Source organism: Pseudomonas extremorientalis (assembly GCF_001870465.1).
Lineage (GTDB): Bacteria > Pseudomonadota > Gammaproteobacteria > Pseudomonadales > Pseudomonadaceae > Aquipseudomonas > Aquipseudomonas extremorientalis.
The window spans coordinates 280,055-302,105 of record NZ_MDGK01000015.1 but is presented as its reverse complement, the minus strand read 5'-3'; the positions used below and the strand labels follow the sequence as shown (position 1 = coordinate 302,105).

Sequence of the window (22,051 nt, the reverse complement as noted above, 5' to 3'; positions counted from 1 at the left end):
CAAATGGAGGGGAGTATAGCTGAGCAGAAGCCCTCATTTATCAACGGGTTTTGCTGTAGCGTCCACAGAATGCAAATGTGCGAGGAGGCTTGCCCCCGATGGCGATGTGCCAACCAACTGTAAATAGGCTGAAACACCGCTACCGGGGGCAAGCCCCCTCGCACATTTTGATCGCTGCACGCCCCGTCTTTACGCGTTCAGCCGCACCTGTTTTTCCAGTTCCAGCTTCAAGCCGGGCTCGAGCTTCAGTTGGCGGGCCAGCTCGTCAAGGTAGGCTTTCTCCATGAAGTTCTCCTCGTCCACCAGCATCACGCTGGCGATGTACATCTCGGCCGCCATTTCCGGAGTGCCGGCAGCCCGCGCCACATCGGCCGGGTCCAGGGGTTTGTTGAGTTCGGCGTGCAGCCAGCTTTGCAGCTCGCGGTCGTTGTCCAGTTTGGTGAATTCGCCTTCGATCAGCGCACGCTCGCGCTCGTCCACATGGCCATCGGCTTTGGCCGCCGCAACCAGCGCCTTGAGGATGCCCTGACTGTGTTGCTCGACCTGGGCCGGTGGCAGGCGATCGATAGTCTGTGGTTCGCCCTGGGGCGCGCTGGCCTGATTGGCCTGCCAGTTGCCGTAGGCCTTGTAGGCGATAACGCCCAACGCCGCCAAACCGCCGTAGGTCAGCGCCTTGCCGCCGAATTTACGCGCCTTCTTGTTGCCCAGCAGCAGGCCCATGGCCCCCGCCGCCAGCGCGCCGCCGCCAGCACCACCGAGCAGGCTGCCCAGGCCGCCACCGCCGAGCAGACCGCCCAGAGCACCTTTGTCGTCCTGTCTACGCTGGCCGCCAGCCTTGTTTTGCAGCATGTCCTGGCCAGACTTGAGCAACTGATCGAGCAATCCACGGGTATTCATTCGCAGCCTCCAGACACTTGGGTTCATAGGACCAATAGGCCCCCAGCGTAAAACTAAGTGCCAAAAAGCCCTGATCTAGAGTGCTTCCAGATGTAACGCGACCGCCCTTCACTTAAATCGATATACACTCGAACAAATCTATAAAAACACCCCACTGGTAATTCCAGCATGATGACCTTGCGTCAAATCCGGCACTTTATTGCCGTGGCCGAGACCGGTTCGATCTCCGCCGCCGCGCAGACGGCGTTTATTTCCCAGTCGACCCTGACCCTGGCGATCCAGCAACTGGAACAGGAAATCGGCGTCAACCTGTTCAACCGTCACGCCAAGGGCATGACCCTCACCCACCAGGGCCATCAGTTCCTGCGCCAGGCGCACCTGATCCTCGCCACCGTCGACAACGCCAAGCGCAGCCTGCAACAGAGCACCGACCAGGTCGCCGGGCAGTTGATCATCGGCGTGACCAGCCTGGTGGCCGGTTATTACCTGGCCGATTTGCTGACTCGCTTCCAACGCGCCTACCCCAATGTGGAAATCCGCGTGATGGAGGACGAACGCCCGTATATCGAGCATTTGCTGGTCAGCGGCGAAATCGACGTGGGCGTGTTGATCCTCTCCAACCTCGAAGACCGCCACGCCCTGCAGACCGAAGTGCTCACCCACTCCCCGCACCGGCTTTGGCTGCCCGCACAGCATCCGCTGCTGGAGCACGACAGCATCAACCTGGCCGACGTGGCGCGCGAGCCCTTGATCCAGCTGAACGTCGATGAAATGGGCCACAACGCCCAACGCCTGTGGACCAGCGCCGGCCTGCAACCGCGCGTGACCCTGCGCACCGCCTCCACCGAAGCGGTGCGAAGCCTGGTGGCGGCAGGCCTGGGCGTGTCGATCCAACCCGACATGACCTACCGCCCCTGGTCGCTGGAGGGCGACATTATTGAAGCGCGGCCGATTGCCGACCTCAGCCAGACCCTCGACGTGGGCCTGGCCTGGCGCCGTGGCACGGCGCGCCCGGCGCTGGTGGACCCGTTCCTGACCGTTGCCCGCGAACAGCCGCACCCGCGCAAGCCATCTATTTAATCGAATGCTGTATTCAGTATTTAGTATTTGTTGACCTCGCGCCTGACCTCTAGTCTCTGCTTATCCCCTAAGAGAAAGGTCAGGCCTTCGTAAGAGAACGCCCATGGCCGCACAAGAAAAGAGATCACGAAAAATGTCCGGCGCGCCCACCCCGCTGCTCACTGCGTTGCTGATCGACGGCGAACTGGTCCCGGGCCAGGGTTTTGCCGAGCCGATCCTCAACCCGGCCACCGGTGAAGTCCTCACCCAAATCGCCGAAGCCAGCGCCGAGCAGGTCGAGACCGCGATCCTTGCCGCCCACCGTGCCTTTGCCGGTTGGTCGCGGACCACGCCGCAGCAACGTTCGAACATCCTGCTGGGCATTGCCGACGCCATCGAAAAACACGCCGATTACCTGGCCCGCCTGGAGTCCCTGAACTGCGGCAAGCCGTTGCACCTCGCGCGCCAGGATGACTTGAGCGCCACCGTGGATGTGTTCCGCTTCTTCGCCGGGGCCGTGCGTTGCCAGACCGGGCAACTCAGCGGTGAATACCTGCCGGGCTACACCAGCATGGTGCGTCGCGATCCGATTGGCGTAGTGGCCTCGATTGCGCCATGGAACTACCCGCTGATGATGGCCGCGTGGAAAATCGCTCCGGCCCTGGCGGCCGGTAATACGCTGGTGTTCAAGCCATCGGAACACACGCCGCTGTCGATCCTCGCCCTCGCCCCGGTGCTCAAAGACCTGTTGCCGCGTGGCGTGATCAACATTCTGTGTGGCGGCGGCGAAGGCGTTGGCAGCCATCTGGTCAGCCACCCCAAGGTGCGCATGGTTTCGCTGACCGGCGACATCGTCACCGGGCAGAAGATTCTGCAGGCTGCCTCCAAGACCCTGAAACGCACGCACCTGGAACTGGGCGGCAAGGCGCCGGTGATCGTATGCAACGACGCCGACCTGCAAGCCGTGGTCGAGGGTGTGCGCGCCTACGGTTACTACAACGCCGGCCAGGACTGCACCGCCGCATGCCGCATCTACGCCCAGGCGGGTATCCACGACAAACTGGTAGCCGAGCTCGGCGCCGCTGTCAGTAGCCTGCGCTTTGCCGGCAAGCGCGACACCGACAATGAGCTGGGGCCGCTGATCAGCACACGCCAGCGCGACCGCGTGGCCAGTTTTGTCGAACGCGCCCTCGGCCAGCCACATATCGAACGCGTCACCGGCGCCGCCGTGCATTCCGGTGCCGGCTTCTATTACCAGCCGACGCTGCTGGCCGGCTGTAAACAGAACGATGAAATCGTGCAGCGCGAAGTGTTCGGCCCGGTGGTCACCGTGACGCGCTTCGACGAACTGGAACAGGCGGTGGACTGGGCCAACGACTCCGAGTACGGCCTGGCCTCGTCCGTGTGGACCCAGAACCTGGACAAGGCCATGCAAGTGGCGGCGCGTCTGCAATACGGCTGCACCTGGATCAACAGCCATTTCATGCTGGTCAGCGAAATGCCCCATGGCGGCTTGAAGCGCTCGGGGTATGGGAAGGATCTGTCCAGCGACTCGCTGCAGGACTACAGCGTGGTGCGACACATCATGGCGCGCCACGGCCAGCATCTTTAAAACAACAACTAAGCTCTTGCGTTACCGGTTCAAACAACTGCCCCGACCATAATTAAAGAAGAGGGAACCCCAATGTCTGCGCACAAGACCGCACTGCTCAGTGCTTTGACTACCGCGCTGCTGGCCAGCGCCAGCCTGCAGGCCGCCGAACCGCTCAAAGCGGTGGGTGCCGGTGAAGGCCAACTGGATATCGTCGCCTGGCCCGGCTATATCGAACGCGGCGAAAGCGACAAGGCCTACGACTGGGTCAGCGGTTTCGAGAAGGAAACCGGCTGCAAGGTCAACGTGAAAACCGCCGCTACCTCTGACGAAATGGTCAGCCTGATGGCCAAGGGTGGCTATGACCTGGTGACCGCGTCGGGCGATGCGTCGCTGCGGCTGATCGTCGGCAAACGGGTGCAGCCAATCAATACCGCACTGATCCCCAACTGGAAGAACATCGACCCCCGCCTGAAAGACGCGCCGTGGTACGTGGTTGGCCAGCAAACCTACGGCACCCCGTACCAGTGGGGGCCAAACGTGTTGATGTACAACACCAACGTATTCAAGACCGCGCCCACCAGCTGGAATGTGCTGTTCGACGCGCAGAACCTGCCGGACGGCAAGCCGAACAAAGGCCGCGTGCAGGCGTATGACGGCCCGATCTACATCGCCGACGCGGCGCTGTACCTCAAGTCGGCCAAGCCGGAACTGGGCATCCAGAACCCGTACGAACTCACCGAAACACAGTACAAGGCCGTGCTTGAATTGCTGCGCGCCCAGCAACCGCTGATCCACCGCTACTGGCACGACACCACCGTGCAAATGAGTGACTTCAAGAACGAAGGCGTGGTGGCCTCCAGCGCCTGGCCGTATCAGGTCAACGGCCTGCAGAACGAGAAGCAGCCGATTGCCTCGACCATTCCGAAGGAAGGCGCCACCGGCTGGGCCGACACCACCATGCTGCATGCCGAAGCCAAGCACCCGAACTGTGCCTACAAATGGATGGACTGGTCGCTGCAACCGAAGGTCCAGGGCGATGTGGCCGCCTGGTTCGGCTCCCTGCCGGCGGTGCCGGCGGCGTGCCAGGCAAGCGAATTGCTCGGCGCCGAAGGCTGCAAGACCAACGGCTTCGACCAGTTCGACAAGATCGCCTTCTGGAAAACCCCGCAGGCGGAAGGCGGCAAGTTCGTGCCCTACAGCCGCTGGACCCAGGATTACATCGCGATCATGGGTGGCCGCTAGACACCATCGGTCTCCTGTGGGAGGGGGCTTGCCCCCGAGTGCAGTGTGTCAGCCAGCACATCTGTAACTGATCCACTGCTTTCGGGGGCAAGCCCCCTCCCACATTGACCGCATTCACAGATGTTTTGTTTTTTCAGAAGTCCAGGCCGGGCCGCTGCGACGACCCGTGCCTTTTCGGAGCACCGCACCATGACACTTGCAGTCCAATTCACTCACGTTTCCCGTCAGTTCGGCGAAGTGAAAGCCGTTGACCGGGTTTCCATCGATATCCAGGACGGCGAGTTCTTTTCCATGCTCGGGCCTTCCGGCTCGGGCAAGACCACCTGCCTGCGCCTGATCGCCGGGTTCGAGCAGCCGAGCGCAGGCTCGATCCGTATCCACGGCGAGGAAGCCGCCGGCTTACCGCCCTACCAGCGCGACGTGAACACCGTGTTCCAGGATTACGCGCTGTTCCCCCATATGAATGTGCGCGACAACGTCGCCTACGGCCTCAAGGTCAAGGGCGTGGGCAAGACCGAGCGCCTCAACCGCGCCGAAGAAGCCCTGGCCATGGTCGCCCTCGGCGGCTACGGCGAGCGCAAGCCGGTGCAGCTCTCCGGCGGTCAACGCCAACGGGTGGCCCTGGCCCGCGCCCTGGTCAATCGCCCGCGTGTGTTGTTGCTGGATGAACCCCTGGGCGCCCTCGACCTCAAGCTGCGCGAGCAGATGCAGAGCGAACTGAAAAAGCTGCAACGCCAGCTGGGCATCACCTTTATCTTCGTGACCCACGACCAGACCGAAGCGCTGTCGATGTCCGACCGCGTCGCAGTCTTCAACAAAGGTCGCATCGAGCAGGTCGACACCCCGCGCAACCTGTACATGAAACCGGCCACCGCCTTCGTCGCCGAGTTCGTCGGCACCTCCAACGTGATTCGCGGCGAGCTGGCGCAGCGCCTCAGCGGCAGCACGCAACCCTTCTCGATCCGCCCGGAACACGTGCGCTTCGCCGAGGGCCCGCTGGGCGCCGGCGAAGTGGAAATCAGCGGCCTGCTCCACGACATCCAGTACCAGGGCAGCGCCACCCGCTATGAACTGAAACTGGAAAACGGCCAGGCGCTGAACATCAGCCAGGCCAACAACCAGTGGCTGGACATCAGCAGCGGCCACCAGGTCGGCCAGTCCATCACCGCCCGTTGGGCGCGGGAAGCCATGACCCCGCTGACCGACAGCGCAGGCGAGGTGTGACATGAGCCTGGCTATTTCCCACCCGCCGATGCGCAGGTTTTCCAACCTGCTCTACCGCAAGCCCGACCTCTACCTGGCAATGCTGCTAGTGCCGCCGCTGATCTGGTTCGGCGCGATCTACCTCGGTTCGTTGCTGACCCTGCTGTGGCAAGGTTTCTATACCTTCGACGACTTCACCATGGCGGTCACGCCAGACCTGACCCTGGCCAACTTCGCCGCGCTGTTCCAGCCGTCGAACTTCGACATCATTGTGCGCACCTTGAGCATGGCGATCGTGGTATCGATCGCCAGTGCCATCGTGGCCTTCCCCATCGCTTACTACATGGCGCGCTACACCACGGGCAAGACCAAGGCGTTCTTCTACATCGCGGTGATGATGCCGATGTGGGCCAGCTATATCGTCAAGGCTTATGCCTGGACCTTGCTGCTGGCCAAGGGCGGCGTGGCGCAGTGGTTCGTGCAGCACCTGGGCCTGGAGCCTGTGTTGCAGTTCGTGCTGGGCGTTCCCGGCGTGGGCGGCAGTACCTTGAGCACCTCGCATCTGGGACGGTTCATGGTGTTTGTCTATATCTGGCTGCCGTTCATGATCCTGCCGATCCAGGCGTCCCTGGAGCGTTTGCCGCCGTCCTTGCTGCAAGCCTCTGCCGACCTGGGCGCCAAACCGCGCCAGACCTTCATGCAGGTGATATTGCCGCTGTCGGTGCCAGGGATTGCCGCAGGTTCCATCTTCACCTTCTCGCTGACCCTGGGCGATTTCATCGTGCCGCAACTGGTCGGCCCGCCCGGCTACTTCGTCGGCGGCATGGTCTACGCGCAGCAAGGCGCCATCGGCAACATGCCCATGGCAGCGGCGTTCACCCTGGTGCCGATCGTGCTGATCGCGGTTTACCTGTCCATCGTCAAACGCCTGGGGGCCTTCGATGCACTCTGAAAAATCCTCATTGGGCCTGAAGATCGCCGCCTGGGGCGGGTTGGTGTTTCTGCACTTCCCGATCCTGATCATCTTTCTTTATGCCTTCAACACCGAAGAAGCTGCGTTCAGCTTTCCGCCCCAGGGCTTCACCCTGAAGTGGTTCAGCGTGGCGTTCGCGCGGCCGGACGTACTGGAGGCGATCAAGCTGTCGCTGCAGATCGCCGCCATCGCCACGCTGATCGCCATGGTGCTCGGCACGCTGGCCTCGGCGGCGCTGTATCGCCGCGAGTTCTTCGGCAAGCAAGGCGTGTCGCTGATGTTGATCCTGCCGATTGCCCTGCCGGGGATCATCACCGGTATCGCACTGCTGGCGACGTTCAAGACGCTGGGTATCGAGCCTGGGATGTTCACCATCATCGTCGGCCACGCGACCTTTTGCGTGGTGATCGTCTACAACAACGTCATCGCCCGCTTGCGCCGCACCTCCCACAGCCTGATCGAGGCCTCGATGGACCTGGGCGCCGACGGCTGGCAGACCTTCCGCTACATCATCATGCCCAACCTGGGCTCGGCGCTGCTGGCCGGCGGCATGCTCGCCTTTGCATTGTCGTTCGACGAAATCATCGTCACCACCTTCACCGCCGGCCACGAGCGCACCTTGCCGCTGTGGCTGCTCAACCAGTTGAGCCGCCCGCGGGATGTGCCGGTGACCAACGTGGTGGCGATGCTAGTGATGCTGGTAACGATGTTCCCGATTCTCGGTGCCTATTACCTGACCCGCGGCGGTGAAAGCGTGGCCGGGAGTGGCGGTAAATAATTGTTTGAAGAGGACATGGCTATGCAAACCAAACTGCTGATCAACGGCCAACTGGTCGAAGGCGAAGGCCCGGCGCAGGCTGTATTCAACCCGGCTCTGGGCCGCGTACTGGTAGAAATCAAGGAAGCCAGCGAAGCCCAGGTCGACGCCGCCGTGCGCGCCGCCGATGCAGCCTTCGAAGGCTGGTCGCAAACCGCGCCCAAGGATCGTTCGCTGCTGCTGCTGAAACTGGCGGACGTGATCGAGGCCCACGGCGAAGAGCTGGCCAAGCTGGAATCGGACAACTGCGGCAAGCCCTACAGCGCCGCGCTCAACGATGAAATCCCGGCGATTGCCGATGTATTCCGTTTCTTTGCCGGCGCCAGCCGTTGCATGAGCGGTTCGGCCGGCGGTGAATACCTGCCCGGCCACACGTCGATGATCCGCCGCGACCCGGTGGGGGTGATCGCCTCCATCGCGCCGTGGAACTACCCGCTGATGATGGTCGCCTGGAAAATCGCCCCGGCCCTCGCCGCCGGTAATACCGTGGTGCTCAAGCCGTCGGAGCAAACCCCGCTGACCGCATTGCGCATGGTCGAACTGGCCGCTGAAATCTTCCCGGCCGGCGTGCTCAACCTGGTGTTCGGCCGTGGGCCTACCGTGGGCAGCCCACTGGTGACGCACCCTAAAGTGCGCATGGTGTCGCTGACCGGCTCCATCGCCACCGGCGCAAACATCATCTCCAGCACCGCCGACAGCGTGAAACGCATGCACATGGAGTTGGGTGGCAAGGCGCCAGTGATCATCTTCAACGATGCGGACATCGACGCCGCCGTGGAAGGCATTCGTACCTTCGGTTTCTACAACGCCGGCCAGGATTGCACGGCGGCCTGCCGGATTTACGCGCAGGCGCAGATCTACGACAAGTTCGTCGAAAAACTCGGCGCGGCGGTCGCCAGCATCAAGTATGGATTGCAGGATGACCCGGCCACGGAGTTGGGCCCATTGATTACTGCGCAACATCGCGACCGTGTTGCCGGGTTTGTCGAACGCGCCGTGGCGCAACCGCACATTCGCCTGGTCACGGGTGGCAAGGCGGTGGAAGGCAATGGTTTCTTCTTTGAACCCACCGTGCTGGCCGACGCACAGCAGGACGACGAGATCGTGCGCCGCGAAGTATTCGGGCCGGTGGTCTCAGTGACCAAGTTCAACGACGAAGCGCAGGTGCTGGGCTGGGCCAACGATTCGGACTACGGCCTGGCGTCGTCCGTATGGACCGCCGATGTAGGACGTGCCCACCGCCTGGCGGCACGCCTGCAGTACGGCTGCACCTGGGTGAACACCCACTTCATGCTGGTCAGCGAAATGCCTCACGGCGGTCAGAAACTGTCTGGCTATGGCAAGGACATGTCCATGTACGGGCTGGAGGACTACACCACCGTGCGTCATGTGATGTTCAAGCACTGACGATTCAACCCGGCATTCCCTCTGGATGCCGGGAACCTATAACAATAATTTTCAGGATCCCCCATGGATATCACCCGCCGCGACTTCCTCAACGGCGTCGCTGTCACCCTCGCCGCCGGCATGACCCCACTGCAAATCCTGCAAGCCGCCCCTGATGGCCGTTACTACCCACCCACCCTTACCGGCCTGCGCGGCAGCCATGCGGGCTCGTTCGAAGTGGCGCACCAGATGGGCTGGGAAAAGAAGGTGTTCGACACCGACAAGCTGCCGGTCACCGAAGACTATGACTTGGTCGTCGTGGGCGGTGGCTTGAGTGGGCTGTCGGCGGCGTGGTTCTATCGCGAGAAGCACCCCAAGGCGAAGATCCTGATCCTGGAAAACCACGACGACTTCGGCGGCCACGCCAAGCGCAATGAATTCCAGGCCGGTGGCCGCATGATCATCGGCTACGGTGGCAGCGAGGCGTTCCAGTCGCCCAATCACCTGTACAGCAAGGAAGTGAACGGGCTGCTGAAAAAGCTCGGCGTGAACATCAAGCGCTTCGAAACCGCCTTCGACCGCCGGTTCTACCCCGGTCTCGGGCTGTCGCGCGGGGTGTTTTTCGACAAGGAGAACTTCGGCGAAGACAAACTGGTGACCGGCGACCCGACGCCGATGGTCGCCGACGACATCGCCCCCGACCAACTCAACGCACGGGCCATCCGCGATTTCATCAATGACTTCCCGTTGCCGGCGGCAGACCGTCAGGCCCTGATCGAGCTGCACACCGCACCCAAGGACTACCTGCCGGGCAAGACCGCCAAAGAAAAGGCCGACTACCTGGCAGCCACCAGCTACCGCGATTTCCTGCTCAAGAACGTCGGTTTGTCGGAAGGCGCGGTGAAGTACTTCCAGAGCCGCACCAACGACTTCATGGCGCTGAGCATTGATGCCGTGGCGTCGGCCGATGCCTACAGCGTGGGTTTCCCAGGTTTTGCAGGGATGAACCTGGCGCCAATCAGCGAAGAAGCGGCAGCCGAAATGGAAGAGCCCTACATCTATCACTTCCCGGACGGCAATGCGTCGGTGGCACGGTTGCTGGTACGCAGCCTGATCCCGGGCGTGGCGCCGGGACATACCATGGACGATATCGTGCTGGCGGCATTCGACTACGCCAGGCTCGACCAACCCAAGGCGGCGGTGCGGCTGCGCTTGAACAGTACGGCGGTCAGTGTGCGTAACGTCGGCGACGGTGTGCATATCGACTACAGCCGTGGCGGCCAACTCACACAGGTGCGTGGAAAACGCTGCATCCTGGCCTGCTACAACATGATGATTCCGTATTTGTTGAAGGATTTGCCGGCACCGCAGGCTCACGCCTTGAGCCAGAACGTGAAGTACCCGCTGGTGTACACCAAGGTGGTTATCCGCAATTGGCAGTCCTTCCAGAAGCTCGGCGTTCACGAGATTTACGCGGCAACCCAGCCCTACAGCCGGATCAAACTGGACTACCCGGTGAGCATGGGCGGCTATGACCACCCGCGCGACCCGACGCAGCCGATCGGCTTGCACATGGTCTACGTGCCCACCAGCCCCAACAGCGGCATGAACGCCCGCGACCAGGCCCGCGCCGGGCGTGGCAAGTTGTATGGGCAGACGTTCGAACAACTGGAAGCGCAGTTGCGTGACCAGTTGCAACGCATGCTCGGGCCCGGCGGTTTCAATCATGAGACCGATATTCTGGCGATCACTGTCAACCGCTGGTCACACGGTTATGCGAGCTTCTCCAACAGCTTGTTCGATCAAGCCGATGAAACCGAAGCGTGGATGCAGCTGGCGAAAAAGCCGGTGGGGCATGTGAGCATCGCCAACTCGGATGCGGCGTGGAGTGCGTATGCCCATGCGGCGATTGATGAGGCTTACCGGGCGGTGGGTGAAGTCACCTGAAATGCAGTCTGAATGTGGGAGGGGGCTTGCCCCCGATTGACTTGGACCTGCGCAGTATTCAGTGACTGGCACACCGCTATCGGGGGCAAGCCCCCTCCCACATTTGGATCTTCATATTTCTTAAGTAATGTGTTCGACCACAGAGTCGGAAATGTCTTGTCGCATTTGCAACGCCATCACCACGCTATCAATCAATTTTCCTACGTCATCGAACCGCTTAAGCTATCCGGCGTCTGTTTAATGTCCGTTGCGTTTGGTCGAAGGCATGTCCGAACCGTAATTTCTGATCCGCTACGTGCCAGGAACGGCGCGGGATTTGCTCACGACAGGTTGTCTCTATGCACCGCAGGAATTTGCTCAAAGCGTCCATGGCCATTGCGGCTTACACCGGCTTGTCGGCCAGCGGCCTGCTCGCCGCCCAGGCCTGGGCCGGGAACCGTGCTGCCGATGGCAAGGCCGTGGCGTTCGACTTCGACACGCTCAAGGCCCAGGCCAAACAACTCGCCGAGACCGCTTACAAGGACACCAAACAGGTGCTGCCGCCCACGCTGGCGACCATGACCCCGCAGAATTTCAATGCCATCGGCTACGACGGCAACCATTCGCTGTGGAAGGAATTGAACGGCCAACTGGACGTGCAATTCTTCCACGTTGGCATGGGCTTCAAGACGCCGGTGCGCATGCACAGCGTCGACCCCAAGACCCGTGAAGCCCGTGAGGTGCATTTCCGCCCCTCCCTGTTCAACTATGAAAAAACCACGGTCGACACTAAGCAACTGACCGGCGACCTGGGCTTCTCCGGCTTCAAGCTGTTCAAGGCGCCGGAACTGGATCGCCATGACGTGCTGTCGTTTCTCGGTGCCAGCTACTTCCGCGCAGTGGATTCCACCGGCCAGTACGGCCTTTCTGCCCGTGGCCTGGCCATCGACACCTACGCGAAAAAACGCGAGGAATTCCCCGACTTCACGCAGTTCTGGTTCGAAACCCCGGACAAGAACGCCACCCGCTTCGTAGTCTACGCACTGCTCGACTCGCCGAGCGCCACCGGCGCGTACCGCTTCGACATCGACTGCCAGGCCAACCAGGTGGTGATGGCCATCGACGCCCATATCAATGCGCGTACCACCATCGAACAATTGGGCATCGCGCCGATGACCAGCATGTTCAGTTGCGGCACCCACGAACGCCGCATGTGCGACACCATCCACCCGCAGATCCACGATTCGGACCGCCTGGCGATGTGGCGCGGCAACGGCGAGTGGATCTGCCGACCGCTGAACAACCCGGCCAAGCTGCAATTCAACGCATTTGCCGACAAAGACCCGAAGGGGTTCGGCCTGGTGCAGACCGACCATGAGTTCGCCAGTTACCAGGACACCGTGGACTGGTACAGCAAGCGCCCGAGCCTATGGGTCGAACCGACCACCGCCTGGGGTGAAGGCTCGATCGACCTGCTGGAAATCCCGACCACCGGCGAGACCCTCGATAACATCGTGGCCTTCTGGACGCCGAAAACACCCGTGGCCGCCGGCGACTCGCTCAACTACGGCTACAAGCTGTACTGGAGCGCGCTGCCGCCGGTGAGCACACCGTTGGCGCAAGTCGATGCAACCCGTTCGGGCATGGGTGGCTTCACCGAAGGCTGGGCACCGGGTGAGCACTACCCGCAAGTCTGGGCGCGTCGTTTTGCCGTGGACTTCAAGGGCGGCGGCCTGGATCGCCTGCCGCCAGGCACCGGGATCGAGCCGGTGGTGACCTGTTCCCATGGCCAGGTGAAGGACTTCAGCGTGCTGGTGCTGGATAACATCAAGGGCTACCGCATCCTGTTCGACTGGTACCCGACCAGCGACAGCGTGGAGCCAGTTGAGCTGCGCCTGTTCATTCGCACCCAGGACCGCACTTTGAGCGAAACCTGGCTGTACCAGTACTTCCCGCCGGCGCCGGACCAGCGCAAGTACACCTGATGCACCGCGTTCCCACGCTTGCGTGGGAACGCCCCCTCTTCGGTTCAGAACCGCGACACACTCTTCATTGCCCCAATCAAATAGCGCATCGCCACCTGATCGTTCTCGGTCAGCGCTCGATACTGCGCCAGCAACTCCATTTCATCCGAGCTCAACCTTCGCCCCCGCAATGACACCCTGCGGGTCAGAAAAGACGCTACCGCACCCGCCACACCATAGGACTTGGCCATGGACTGCTTCTCCTGTTATCCAACAAATACTCCTGGTGCCCATAACCCCTTCCCGTGAAGCGCAATGCCTGCGTGGGAAAACCGACTGACTCCCTGGGCCAGAAATCAGGCTTACCCTAAGCGTAGAAACGATCTCGCCAAGCGTGCGATTTTTTTAGAGTAATCACTTAAATAATTACATCGGTAACGAATACCTACAGCGCTATCCCACGCTATGACCGTAAAAAAACCCACCGGGTCAGGGTGGGTTTCGGCGGAGCGTGTCAGGGCTCAATCTCTCAAATCCGACTCGTGGATGGGTTGGTCACGATGGGTAGCACGCTGGTACTGCGCCGGCCAGATCGCCTTGCGCCCACCCAGGTCATCATCGGCGTGCAACGGCCAGTACGGGTCGCGCAACAGCTCACGGGCAAGGAAGATAATATCGGCCTGACAGGTGCGCAGAATGTGCTCGGCCTGGGCCGGCTCGGTGATCATGCCCACGGTGCCGGTGGCGATGCCCGACTCCTTGCGCACGCGTTCGGCGAAGCGGGTCTGGTAGCCAGGGCCAGTGGGGATCTCGGCGTTGGCGGCGGTACCGCCTGACGAAACGTCGATCAGGTCCACGCCCAGCTCTTTCAGGCGACGCGCCAGTTCCACGGTTTCATCCGGGTTCCAGCCGTCTTCCACCCAGTCGGTGGCCGACACCCGCACAAACAGCGGCAGCTCCTGGGGCCAGATCTCACGCACGGCCCTGGTCACTTGCAGCACCAGGCGGATGCGGTTTTCGAACGAGCCACCGTACTGGTCCTGACGTTGGTTGCTGATCGGTGACAGGAATTGATGCAGCAGGTAACCATGGGCGGCGTGGATTTCCACCACTTCAAAACCGGCGGTCAGCGCGCGTTTGGCAGCGGCGACGAAATCGGCGATCACTTGCTGGATCTGCCCTTCGTCCAACTGCCTGGGTTGGGTGTGCTGAGGGTCGAAGGCAATCGGTGACGGCCCCACCGGCACCCAGCCGCCGTCCTCCGGCTTGACGCTGCCATGCTTGCCGATCCACGGCCGATGGGTGCTGGCCTTGCGCCCGGCGTGAGCCAGTTGAATGCCGGCCACCGCGCCCTGGGCGGCAATGAAGCGCGTGATGCGTTGCAGCGGTTCGATCTGGGCATCGTTCCAGAGACCCAGGTCCTGGGCGGTGATGCGGCCATCGGCGGTCACGGCGGTGGCTTCGGTGAAAATCAGCCCGGCGCCACCGACGGCGCGGCTGCCAAGGTGCACCAGGTGCCAGTCATTGGCCAGGCCGTCATCGCTTGAGTATTGGCACATCGGTGAGACCGCGATGCGGTTGAGCAGGGTCAATTGACGGAGGGTATAGGGTTCGAGCAGCTGACTCATGGCGCACCTCTTCTGGGTTCTGTGGGCACTATTCAAACGGTGCTTAGAGCCTAGTCGACAACGCTGGATTGCACAGGGTTCAGAAGGAAAAGCGGGAGCCGATTGCCGGCCCCCGGTTGGCTGCCGCTTACATTTCGACCTGGGTGCCCAGCTCGATCACGCGGTTTACCGGCAGTTTGAAGAAGCGCAGGTTGCCGTTGGCGTTCTTCAACATAAAAGCGAACAACGCTTCGCGCCAGCGGGCCATGCCCTTGATTCGCGAAGCGATCACCGTTTCGCGGCTGAGGAAGTAGGTGGTGCGCATCGGGCTGAAGTCCAGGCCATCCAGGTGACACAACTTCAGCGCTTCGGGCACGTCCGGCTCATCGGTGAAACCAAAGTGCAGGATCACGCGGAAGAAGCCTTCGCCATAGGAATCCACCTCGAAACGCCGTGTGGCCGGTACGCGGGGAATATCCTCGTAGACCACCGTCAGCAGCACCACTTGCTCATGCAACACCTGGTTATGCAGCAGGTTGTGCAACAGCGCGTGGGGCACGGCGTCCGGACGCGCCGTGAGGAACACGGCGGTACCCTGCACGCGATGGGGTGGTTGCACGCGGATACTGCCGATAAAGATCGGCAGCGGCAGGCCGCCTTCGTCTAGGCGCTCCACCAGCAATTGCTTGCCGCGCTTCCAGGTGGTCATCAGCACGAACAGCACAATCCCCGCCAGCACCGGGAAGGCACCGCCCTGGATGATCTTCGGCACGTTGGCGGCAAAGTACAGCCCGTCGACCAGCAGGCAGCACACCAACACCGGCACGGCCAGGATCGGTGGCCATTTCCACAGCAGCAGCATCACCGCCGACACCAGGATGGTGGTCATCAGCATGGTGCCGGTCACCGCCACGCCGTAGGCCGATGCCAGTGCGTTGGAAGATTCGAAGCCGAGCACCAGCAGGATCACGCCGACCATCAACGACCAGTTCACCGCGCCGATGTAGATCTGGCCCTGTTCGGCGCTGGAGGTGTGCTGGATATGCATACGCGGGATGTAACCCAACTGGATCGCCTGGCGCGTCAACGAGAACGCACCGGAAATCACCGCCTGGGACGCGATCACCGTGGCCAGGGTGGACAACACCACCAGCGGGATCAGTGCCCAGCTCGGGGCCAGCAGGTAGAACGGGTTGCGCGCGGCTTCCGGATCGCCCAGCAGCATCGCACCCTGGCCGAAGTAATTGAGCACCAGCGCCGGCAGCACCAGCATGAACCAGGCCCGGGCGATGGGTTTGCGCCCGAAGTGGCCCATGTCGGCATACAGCGCCTCGGCGCCGGTCAGTGCCAGCACCACCGCGCCAAGGATGGCCACGCCAATGCCGGGGTGAGCCTCGAAGAAGCGCACGGCCCATATCGGGTTCAGCGCACTGAGCACTTCAGGGTGCAGGGTGATGCCATACACACCGAGGCCACCCAGCACCAGGAACCAGGTCACCATCACCGGCCCGAACAACTTGCCGATGTGATCGGTGCCGTGCTTCTGGATCAGGAACAGCGCCACCAGCACCACCAGGGCGATGGGCACGACCCATTTCTCCAGGCCGTCGAACGCCAGTTCCAGGCCTTCAACGGCGGACAATACGGAAATGGCTGGGGTAATCATGCTGTCGCCATAGAACAGCGCCGCGCCACACAGGCCGCACACCACCAGGAAGCTGCGCAGCTTCTTGCGCTCCCCCGCCGCCCGCCGTGCCAGAGCCGTAAGGGCCATGATGCCGCCCTCGCCCTGGTTGTCGGCGCGCAGCACGAACAGCATGTACTTGATCGAGACCACCCAGATCAGCGACCAGAAGATCAGCGCCAGGATCCCCAGCACGCCATCATGGTTGACCTGAACCCCATAACCGCCGTTGAACACCTCTTTGAGGGTGTACAGCGGGCTGGTCCCGATATCGCCGTAAACCACCCCGACTGCTGCCACCAGCATGCCAATCGGCTTGGCGTTTGACTGCTCGGCACCTGCTGCCTGACTACTCGCGTGACCCATCAACCACTCCTGCCCTTTGACCTGCGGTCTTTTATTAACAACGCGTCTAAGCTGACCCTAGCATGCGCCGTTTTACTTCTCGTAACAGACGTTTTGTTGACCTTAGGGTTTTACCTACGCACAACGGCGCGAAGCATAGCGCAGCACTCGTCGCATTTCCCTGCATAAAGCTGGTCAAGTGCGCTGCCCGTCGCTAGAATTGCGCACTTTTTGATCAGAGGCGCGCCAAGCGCCCGTCCGCAGCCCTGTCGTGCCCGACGGGCGGCGTCATTCAATACCGAGGTTAGACATGTCCACCACCATCGCAAAAGCCAACCCCAAGGTTGGCTTTGTTTCCCTGGGTTGCCCGAAGGCCCTGGTCGACTCCGAGCGCATCCTCACGCAACTGCGTATGGAAGGCTACGACGTTGTGTCCACCTACCAGGACGCTGACGTGGTGGTGGTCAACACCTGCGGCTTCATCGACTCGGCCAAGGCAGAGTCGCTGGAAGTGATTGGCGAGGCCATCAAGGAAAACGGCAAGGTCATCGTGACCGGCTGCATGGGCGTGGAAGAAGGCAATATCCGCAACGTGCACCCGAGCGTGCTGGCCGTGACCGGCCCGCAGCAGTACGAACAAGTAGTCAACGCCGTGCACGAGGTGGTGCCACCGCGCCAGGACCACAACCCGCTGATCGACCTGGTACCGCCGCAAGGCATCAAGCTGACGCCGCGTCACTACGCTTACCTGAAGATTTCCGAAGGCTGCAACCATAGCTGCAGCTTCTGCATCATCCCGTCGATGCGCGGCAAGCTGGTCAGCCGTCCGGTCGGTGACGTACTCGACGAGGCCCAGCGCCTGGTCAAATCCGGTGTCAAAGAGCTGCTGGTGATCTCCCAGGACACCAGCGCCTACGGCGTCGACGTGAAATACCGCACCGGTTTCTGGAACGGCGCGCCGGTGAAAACCCGCATGACCGAACTGTGCGAAGCCTTGAGCAGCCTGGGTGTGTGGGTGCGCCTGCACTACGTCTACCCGTACCCGCACGTGGACGAGCTGATCCCGCTGATGGCCGCCGGCAAGATCCTGCCGTACCTGGACATCCCGTTCCAGCACGCCAGCCCGAAAGTGCTCAAAGCCATGAAACGCCCGGCCTTCGAAGACAAGACCCTGGCGCGCATCAAGAACTGGCGCGAGATCTGCCCGGAATTGATCATCCGTTCGACCTTCATCGTCGGTTTCCCCGGCGAAACCGAAGAAGACTTCCAGTACCTGCTGGACTGGCTGACCGAAGCCCAACTGGACCGCGTCGGCTGCTTCCAGTATTCGCCGGTGGAAGGCGCCCCGGCCAACCTGCTGGACCTGGCCGTGGTGCCGGACGACGTCAAGCAGGACCGTTGGGAGCGTTTCATGGCGCACCAGCAGGCCATCAGCTCGGCGCGCCTGCAACTGCGCATCGGCAAGGAAATCGAAGTGCTGATCGACGAAGTCGACGAGCAAGGCGCCGTTGGCCGCTGCTTCTTCGACGCGCCGGAGATCGACGGTAACGTGTTTATCGACGATGCCAGCGGCCTGAAGCCGGGCGACAAGGTCTGGTGCACCGTGACCGATGCCGATGAATACGACCTGTGGGCTGAAAAGCGCGACTGATCGGTGTAAAAATTTGAAAAAGCCCTGCTTCTGGACAAGATGCGGGGCTTTTTTAGGTCTATCGTTTTGCCCATCAACGCCGATCATCGGCAAGGGGCAGCGGGCATGCGTCAGCATTCGGTTATCCACACACCTAAAACCAGCGACTACACCGAGTTGGCGCGGATCTGGGAGGCCTCGGTACGCGCCACCCATGACTTCCTGCCGGACAGTTACATCGAGTTGCTGAAAAACCTGGTGCTGACCCGCTATCTGGATGCCGTGATGCTGATCTGCACCAAGGACGCCCGTCAGCGCATCACCGGGTTTGCCGGGGTCGCGAGCGGCAAGGTGGAGATGCTCTTCATCGACCCGCAGCACCGGGGCCAGGGCCTCGGGCGGCAGTTACTGCGCTATGCCATCGAACACCTGAATGCCGACGAACTGGATGTCAACGAGCAGAATCCCCAGGCGCTGGGGTTCTACTTCAAACAAGGCTTCGAGGTGATCGGACGCACGGAGCATGACGGCCTGGGCCAGCCTTATCCGTTACTGCATATGCGTCTGGCAACGCCTGAAACGACACTGAACAACTGTGGGAGGGGGCTTGCCCCCGATAGCCGATTACCAGCCACTGGATTCTTTGCTGATACACCGCCATCGGGGGCAAGCCCCCTCCTACATTCAGACCGGGTTGAGCCAAATAAGACCGCGCGCCCTGAAATGGAGCCGGGATTAACCGGCGCCAGGCAGGTACAATAGCCACCCCTTTTTGTTACGGCCCTTGTCATGACTGACCCCATACGCCTCTCCAAACGCCTTATCGAGCTGGTCGGTTGCTCCCGTCGGGAGGCTGAGCTGTTCATCGAAGGCGGCTGGGTCTCGGTGGACGGTGAAGTGATCGACGAACCGCAGTTCAAGGTCACCACCCAGAAGGTCGAACTCGACCCCGAGGCCAAGGCCACCGCGCCCGAGCCGGTGACCATCCTGCTGCACGCCCCGGTCGGCGTGGATGCCGAAACGGCCATGGCGTCGATCAGCGCCGAAACGCTCTCGGAAGAACACCGCTTCGGCAAGCGCCCGCTCAAGGGCCACTTCCTGCGCCTGACCGCCAGTGCCGACCTGCAGACCAAGGCCAGCGGCCTGCTGGTGTTCACCCAGGACTGGAAGATCCTGCGCAAGTTGACCGCCGATGCCGCCAAGATCGAGCAGGAATACGTGGTGGAGGTTGAAGGCGACATGGTTGCCCACGGCCTCAACCGCCTGAACCACGGCCTGACCTATAAAGGCAAGGAACTGCCGGCCGTCAAAGCCAGCTGGCAGAACGAAAACCGCCTGCGCTTTGCGATGAAAAACCCGCAACCGGGAGTGATCGCACTGTTCTGCGAAGCGGTTGGCCTGAAAGTCATCGCCATTCGCCGTATCCGCATCGGTGGCGTGTCCATCGGCAAGGTGCCAGTCGGCCAATGGCGTTACTTGTCCGGCAAAGAGAACTTCTAAGCCGCCGCACTTTTTCCGACACCGCCTGACTGGCGGCGTCCTCAGTTGAATACCAGGATTGCCCACCATGATTCACAACGACGTACTGCGCAGCGTGCGCTACATGCTCGACATCAGCGACAACAAGATGGTCGAGATCATCAAGCTCGGCGGCATGGACGTGACCAAGGACGACCTGCTCACCTACCTCAAGAAGGACGAGGAAGAAGGCTTCGTGTTCTGCCCGGACGAAGTCATGGCGCATTTCCTCGATGGGCTGGTGATCTTCAAGCGCGGCAAGGACGAAAGCCGTCCGCCGCAGCCGATCGAAACCCCAGTGACCAACAACATCATCCTCAAGAAACTGCGTGTGGCCTTCGAACTGAAGGAAGACGACATGCACGCCATCCTCAAGGCCGCCGAGTTCCCGGTGTCCAAGCCGGAACTGAGCGCGCTGTTCCGCAAGTTCGGCCACACCAACTACCGTCCCTGCGGCGACCAGTTGCTGCGTAACTTCCTCAAGGGCCTGACCCTGCGGGTTCGTGCGTAAGCCATGAGTTACCAGGTCTCGCCCGTCGGGTTCGTGCGCTCCTGTTTCAAGGAGAAGTTCGCCATTCCGCGCCAACCGCAGTTGGCGCCAGCCGCCCGTGGCGTATTGGAGCTAGTGGCGCCGTTCGACAGCGGCGAGGCGGTGCAGGGCCTGGAGCAGGTCAGTCATGTGTGGTTGCTGTTTCTGTTCCACCAGGCCCTGGAAGACAAGCCTCGCCTGAAAGTGCGCCCTCCGCGCCTGGGCGGTAACACGTCCATGGGCGTGTTTGCCACTCGAGCCACGCACCGCCCGAATGGCATTGGCCAATCAGTGGTGAAGCTGGACAAGGTGGAACCGGGACGCCTGTGGATTTCCGGGATCGATTTGCTGGATGGCACGCCGATCCTGGATATCAAGCCGTATGTGCCGTATGCCGACATTGTCGACACGGCCACCAACAGCATCGCCAGCGCAGCGCCGCAGTTGATCCCCGTGCAGTGGCTGAAGACTGCGCTGCAGCAGGCACAAGGGCATGCTCAGCGCCTTGGCGAGCCCCTGGTGGAACTGATTGATCAGTGCCTGGCGCAGGATCCACGACCGGCGTATCAGGTGCCGGGACCGGAGCGCGAATACGGGGCACAGTTCTGGGATGTGGATGTGCGTTGGCACTATCCCGAGGCGGGGGTGATTTGTGTGTTGGAAGTGCTACCGGCTGGATAAACCGAAAACCCAATGTGGGAGGGGGCTTGCCCCCGATAACAGTGTGTCAGCTACAGATGTATCAACTGACACGCACTCATCGGGGGCAAGCCCCCTCCCACATTTGGATCTTCTGTGTGGCCCAGTCAGCATATGGCCCGGCTATCTTACTTCTCGACGAACGCGCGCTCGATCAGGTAATCACCCGGCTCACGCATGCGTGGCGAAACCTTCAGGCCGAAGCTGTTCAGCACTTCGCTGGTTTCATCCAACATGCTTGGGCTGCCGCACAGCATGGCGCGGTCGTCCTCGGGGTTGATCGGGGGCAGGCCAATGTCGCTGAACAGCTTGCCGCTGCGCATCAGGTCGGTCAGGCGGCCTTCGTTCTCGAACGGCTCGCGGGTCACGGTCGGGTAATAGATCAGCTTGTCACGCAAGGCCTCGCCGAAGAATTCGTTCTGCGGCAGGTGCTCGGTGATGAATTCGCGGTAGGCGACTTCGTTGACGTAACGCACGCCGTGGCACAGGATCACCTTTTCGAAACGCTCGTAGGTTTCCGGGTCCTGGATCACGCTCATGAAGGGAGCAAGGCCGGTACCGGTGCTGAGCAAGTACAGGTGTTTGCCTGGCTTCAAATCGTCAAGCACCAGGGTGCCTGTCGGTTTTTTGCTGATGATGATCTCGTCGCCTTCCTTCAGGTGTTGCAATTGGGAAGTCAGCGGGCCATCAGGCACCTTGATGCTGAAGAACTCCAGGTGCTCTTCCCAGTTCGGGCTCGCAATGGAGTAGGCGCGCATGAGCGGGCGGCCGTTGGGCTGTTGCAGGCCGATCATCACGAACTGACCGTTCTCGAAGCGCAGGCCCGGATCGCGGGTGCACTTGAAGCTGAACAGAGTGTCGTTCCAGTGATGAACACTGAGGACACGCTCGTGGTTCATGTTGCTCATGTACGGGGGACTCCTGGAAATGGGTCTGCGCCAAATGTAGTTGCGCAATTGCACAGCATTCTAATGGCGG

General features: G+C 61.6%; 18 protein-coding genes and 1 pseudogene. 14 read left to right on the top strand and 5 right to left on the bottom strand.

Annotated elements, in window-relative coordinates; genetic code table 11:
* Positions 1-189: 189 nt before the first annotated feature.
* Positions 190-897 carry a tellurite resistance TerB family protein gene (locus BFN10_RS05125; RefSeq protein WP_071488760.1) on the bottom strand — a complete coding sequence of 236 codons (708 nt, stop codon included), beginning with the start codon at positions 895-897 and terminating at the stop codon, positions 190-192.
* Between the two features lie 168 nt (positions 898-1,065).
* Here BFN10_RS05125 and BFN10_RS05120 point away from each other — a divergent pair, with 168 nt between their 5' ends.
* The 9 genes from BFN10_RS05120 to BFN10_RS05080 all read left to right on the top strand — a co-directional run bounded on the left by BFN10_RS05120 (position 1,066) and on the right by BFN10_RS05080 (position 13,082).
* The gene (locus BFN10_RS05120) at positions 1,066-1,977 is read left to right on the top strand and encodes a LysR family transcriptional regulator (RefSeq protein WP_071488759.1); all 912 of its coding nucleotides are present in this window, start codon (positions 1,066-1,068) and stop codon (positions 1,975-1,977) included.
* Between the two features lie 133 nt (positions 1,978-2,110).
* Positions 2,111-3,568: a gamma-aminobutyraldehyde dehydrogenase gene (locus tag BFN10_RS05115; RefSeq protein WP_173668601.1), complete on the top strand. Its 1,458-nt coding sequence runs from the start codon at positions 2,111-2,113 to the stop codon at positions 3,566-3,568.
* A gap of 72 nt (positions 3,569-3,640) precedes the next feature.
* Complete coding sequence (gene ydcS / locus BFN10_RS05110) at positions 3,641-4,792, top strand: putative ABC transporter substrate-binding protein YdcS (RefSeq protein ID WP_071488757.1); 1,152 nt, start codon at positions 3,641-3,643, stop codon at positions 4,790-4,792.
* A 189-nt stretch (positions 4,793-4,981) separates the two neighbouring features.
* Positions 4,982-6,016, top strand: a complete 1,035-nt coding sequence (locus BFN10_RS05105; RefSeq protein ID WP_071488756.1) for an ABC transporter ATP-binding protein — start codon at positions 4,982-4,984, stop codon at positions 6,014-6,016.
* A gap of 1 nt (position 6,017) precedes the next feature.
* Positions 6,018-6,947, top strand: coding sequence for an ABC transporter permease (locus BFN10_RS05100; RefSeq protein WP_071488755.1), 930 nt, complete (start codon positions 6,018-6,020; stop codon positions 6,945-6,947).
* Positions 6,937-7,746 carry an ABC transporter permease gene (locus BFN10_RS05095; RefSeq protein ID WP_025856826.1) on the top strand — a complete coding sequence of 270 codons (810 nt, stop codon included), beginning with the start codon at positions 6,937-6,939 and terminating at the stop codon, positions 7,744-7,746. The genes BFN10_RS05100 and BFN10_RS05095 overlap by 11 nt, the downstream gene beginning before the upstream one ends.
* Before the next feature lie 21 nt (positions 7,747-7,767).
* The gene (locus tag BFN10_RS05090) at positions 7,768-9,192 is read left to right on the top strand and encodes a gamma-aminobutyraldehyde dehydrogenase (protein ID WP_071488754.1); all 1,425 of its coding nucleotides are present in this window, start codon (positions 7,768-7,770) and stop codon (positions 9,190-9,192) included.
* Positions 9,193-9,255: 63 nt separating this feature from the next.
* Positions 9,256-11,118: an NAD(P)-binding protein gene (locus BFN10_RS05085; RefSeq protein WP_071488753.1), complete on the top strand. Its 1,863-nt coding sequence runs from the start codon at positions 9,256-9,258 to the stop codon at positions 11,116-11,118.
* 338 nt (positions 11,119-11,456) lie between these two features.
* On the top strand, positions 11,457-13,082 hold the full coding sequence (locus BFN10_RS05080; protein ID WP_071488752.1) for a glucan biosynthesis protein D: 1,626 nt from the start codon (positions 11,457-11,459) through the stop codon (positions 13,080-13,082).
* Positions 13,083-13,126: 44 nt separating this feature from the next.
* Here the strand turns inward: BFN10_RS05080 and BFN10_RS05075 are convergent, their stop codons facing one another.
* The 3 genes from BFN10_RS05075 to BFN10_RS05065 all read right to left on the bottom strand — a co-directional run bounded on the left by BFN10_RS05075 (position 13,127) and on the right by BFN10_RS05065 (position 16,718).
* Complete coding sequence (locus BFN10_RS05075) at positions 13,127-13,312, bottom strand: hypothetical protein (RefSeq protein WP_058423750.1); 186 nt, start codon at positions 13,310-13,312, stop codon at positions 13,127-13,129.
* A gap of 270 nt (positions 13,313-13,582) precedes the next feature.
* Positions 13,583-14,689, bottom strand: coding sequence for an NADH:flavin oxidoreductase/NADH oxidase (locus BFN10_RS05070; RefSeq protein WP_071488751.1), 1,107 nt, complete (start codon positions 14,687-14,689; stop codon positions 13,583-13,585).
* Positions 14,690-14,816: 127 nt separating this feature from the next.
* Positions 14,817-16,718: a potassium transporter Kup gene (locus BFN10_RS05065; protein ID WP_071488750.1), complete on the bottom strand. Its 1,902-nt coding sequence runs from the start codon at positions 16,716-16,718 to the stop codon at positions 14,817-14,819.
* A 289-nt stretch (positions 16,719-17,007) separates the two neighbouring features.
* On the opposite strand from BFN10_RS05065, the gene rimO reads away from it, so the two are divergent.
* The 5 genes and pseudogenes from rimO to tsaA all read left to right on the top strand — a co-directional run bounded on the left by rimO (position 17,008) and on the right by tsaA (position 21,055).
* The gene (gene rimO / locus BFN10_RS05060; protein WP_003231334.1) at positions 17,008-18,348 is read left to right on the top strand and encodes a 30S ribosomal protein S12 methylthiotransferase RimO; all 1,341 of its coding nucleotides are present in this window, start codon (positions 17,008-17,010) and stop codon (positions 18,346-18,348) included.
* A 105-nt stretch (positions 18,349-18,453) separates the two neighbouring features.
* Positions 18,454-18,894: pseudogene (locus tag BFN10_RS05055) on the top strand (GNAT family N-acetyltransferase); the annotation flags it as partial.
* Positions 18,895-19,116: 222 nt separating this feature from the next.
* The gene (locus BFN10_RS05050) at positions 19,117-19,827 is read left to right on the top strand and encodes an rRNA pseudouridine synthase (RefSeq protein WP_071488749.1); all 711 of its coding nucleotides are present in this window, start codon (positions 19,117-19,119) and stop codon (positions 19,825-19,827) included.
* A gap of 67 nt (positions 19,828-19,894) precedes the next feature.
* Entirely contained in the window at positions 19,895-20,356 is a 462-nt protein-coding gene (locus BFN10_RS05045) for a YehS family protein (protein WP_010212675.1), read from the top strand.
* Between the two features lie 3 nt (positions 20,357-20,359).
* Positions 20,360-21,055, top strand: a complete 696-nt coding sequence (tsaA, locus tag BFN10_RS05040; RefSeq protein ID WP_071488748.1) for a tRNA (N6-threonylcarbamoyladenosine(37)-N6)-methyltransferase TrmO — start codon at positions 20,360-20,362, stop codon at positions 21,053-21,055.
* Between the two features lie 146 nt (positions 21,056-21,201).
* Here the strand turns inward: tsaA and fpr are convergent, their stop codons facing one another.
* Positions 21,202-21,981, bottom strand: coding sequence for a ferredoxin-NADP reductase (fpr, locus tag BFN10_RS05035; RefSeq protein ID WP_003189055.1), 780 nt, complete (start codon positions 21,979-21,981; stop codon positions 21,202-21,204).
* Between the last annotated feature and the right edge of the window lie 70 nt (positions 21,982-22,051).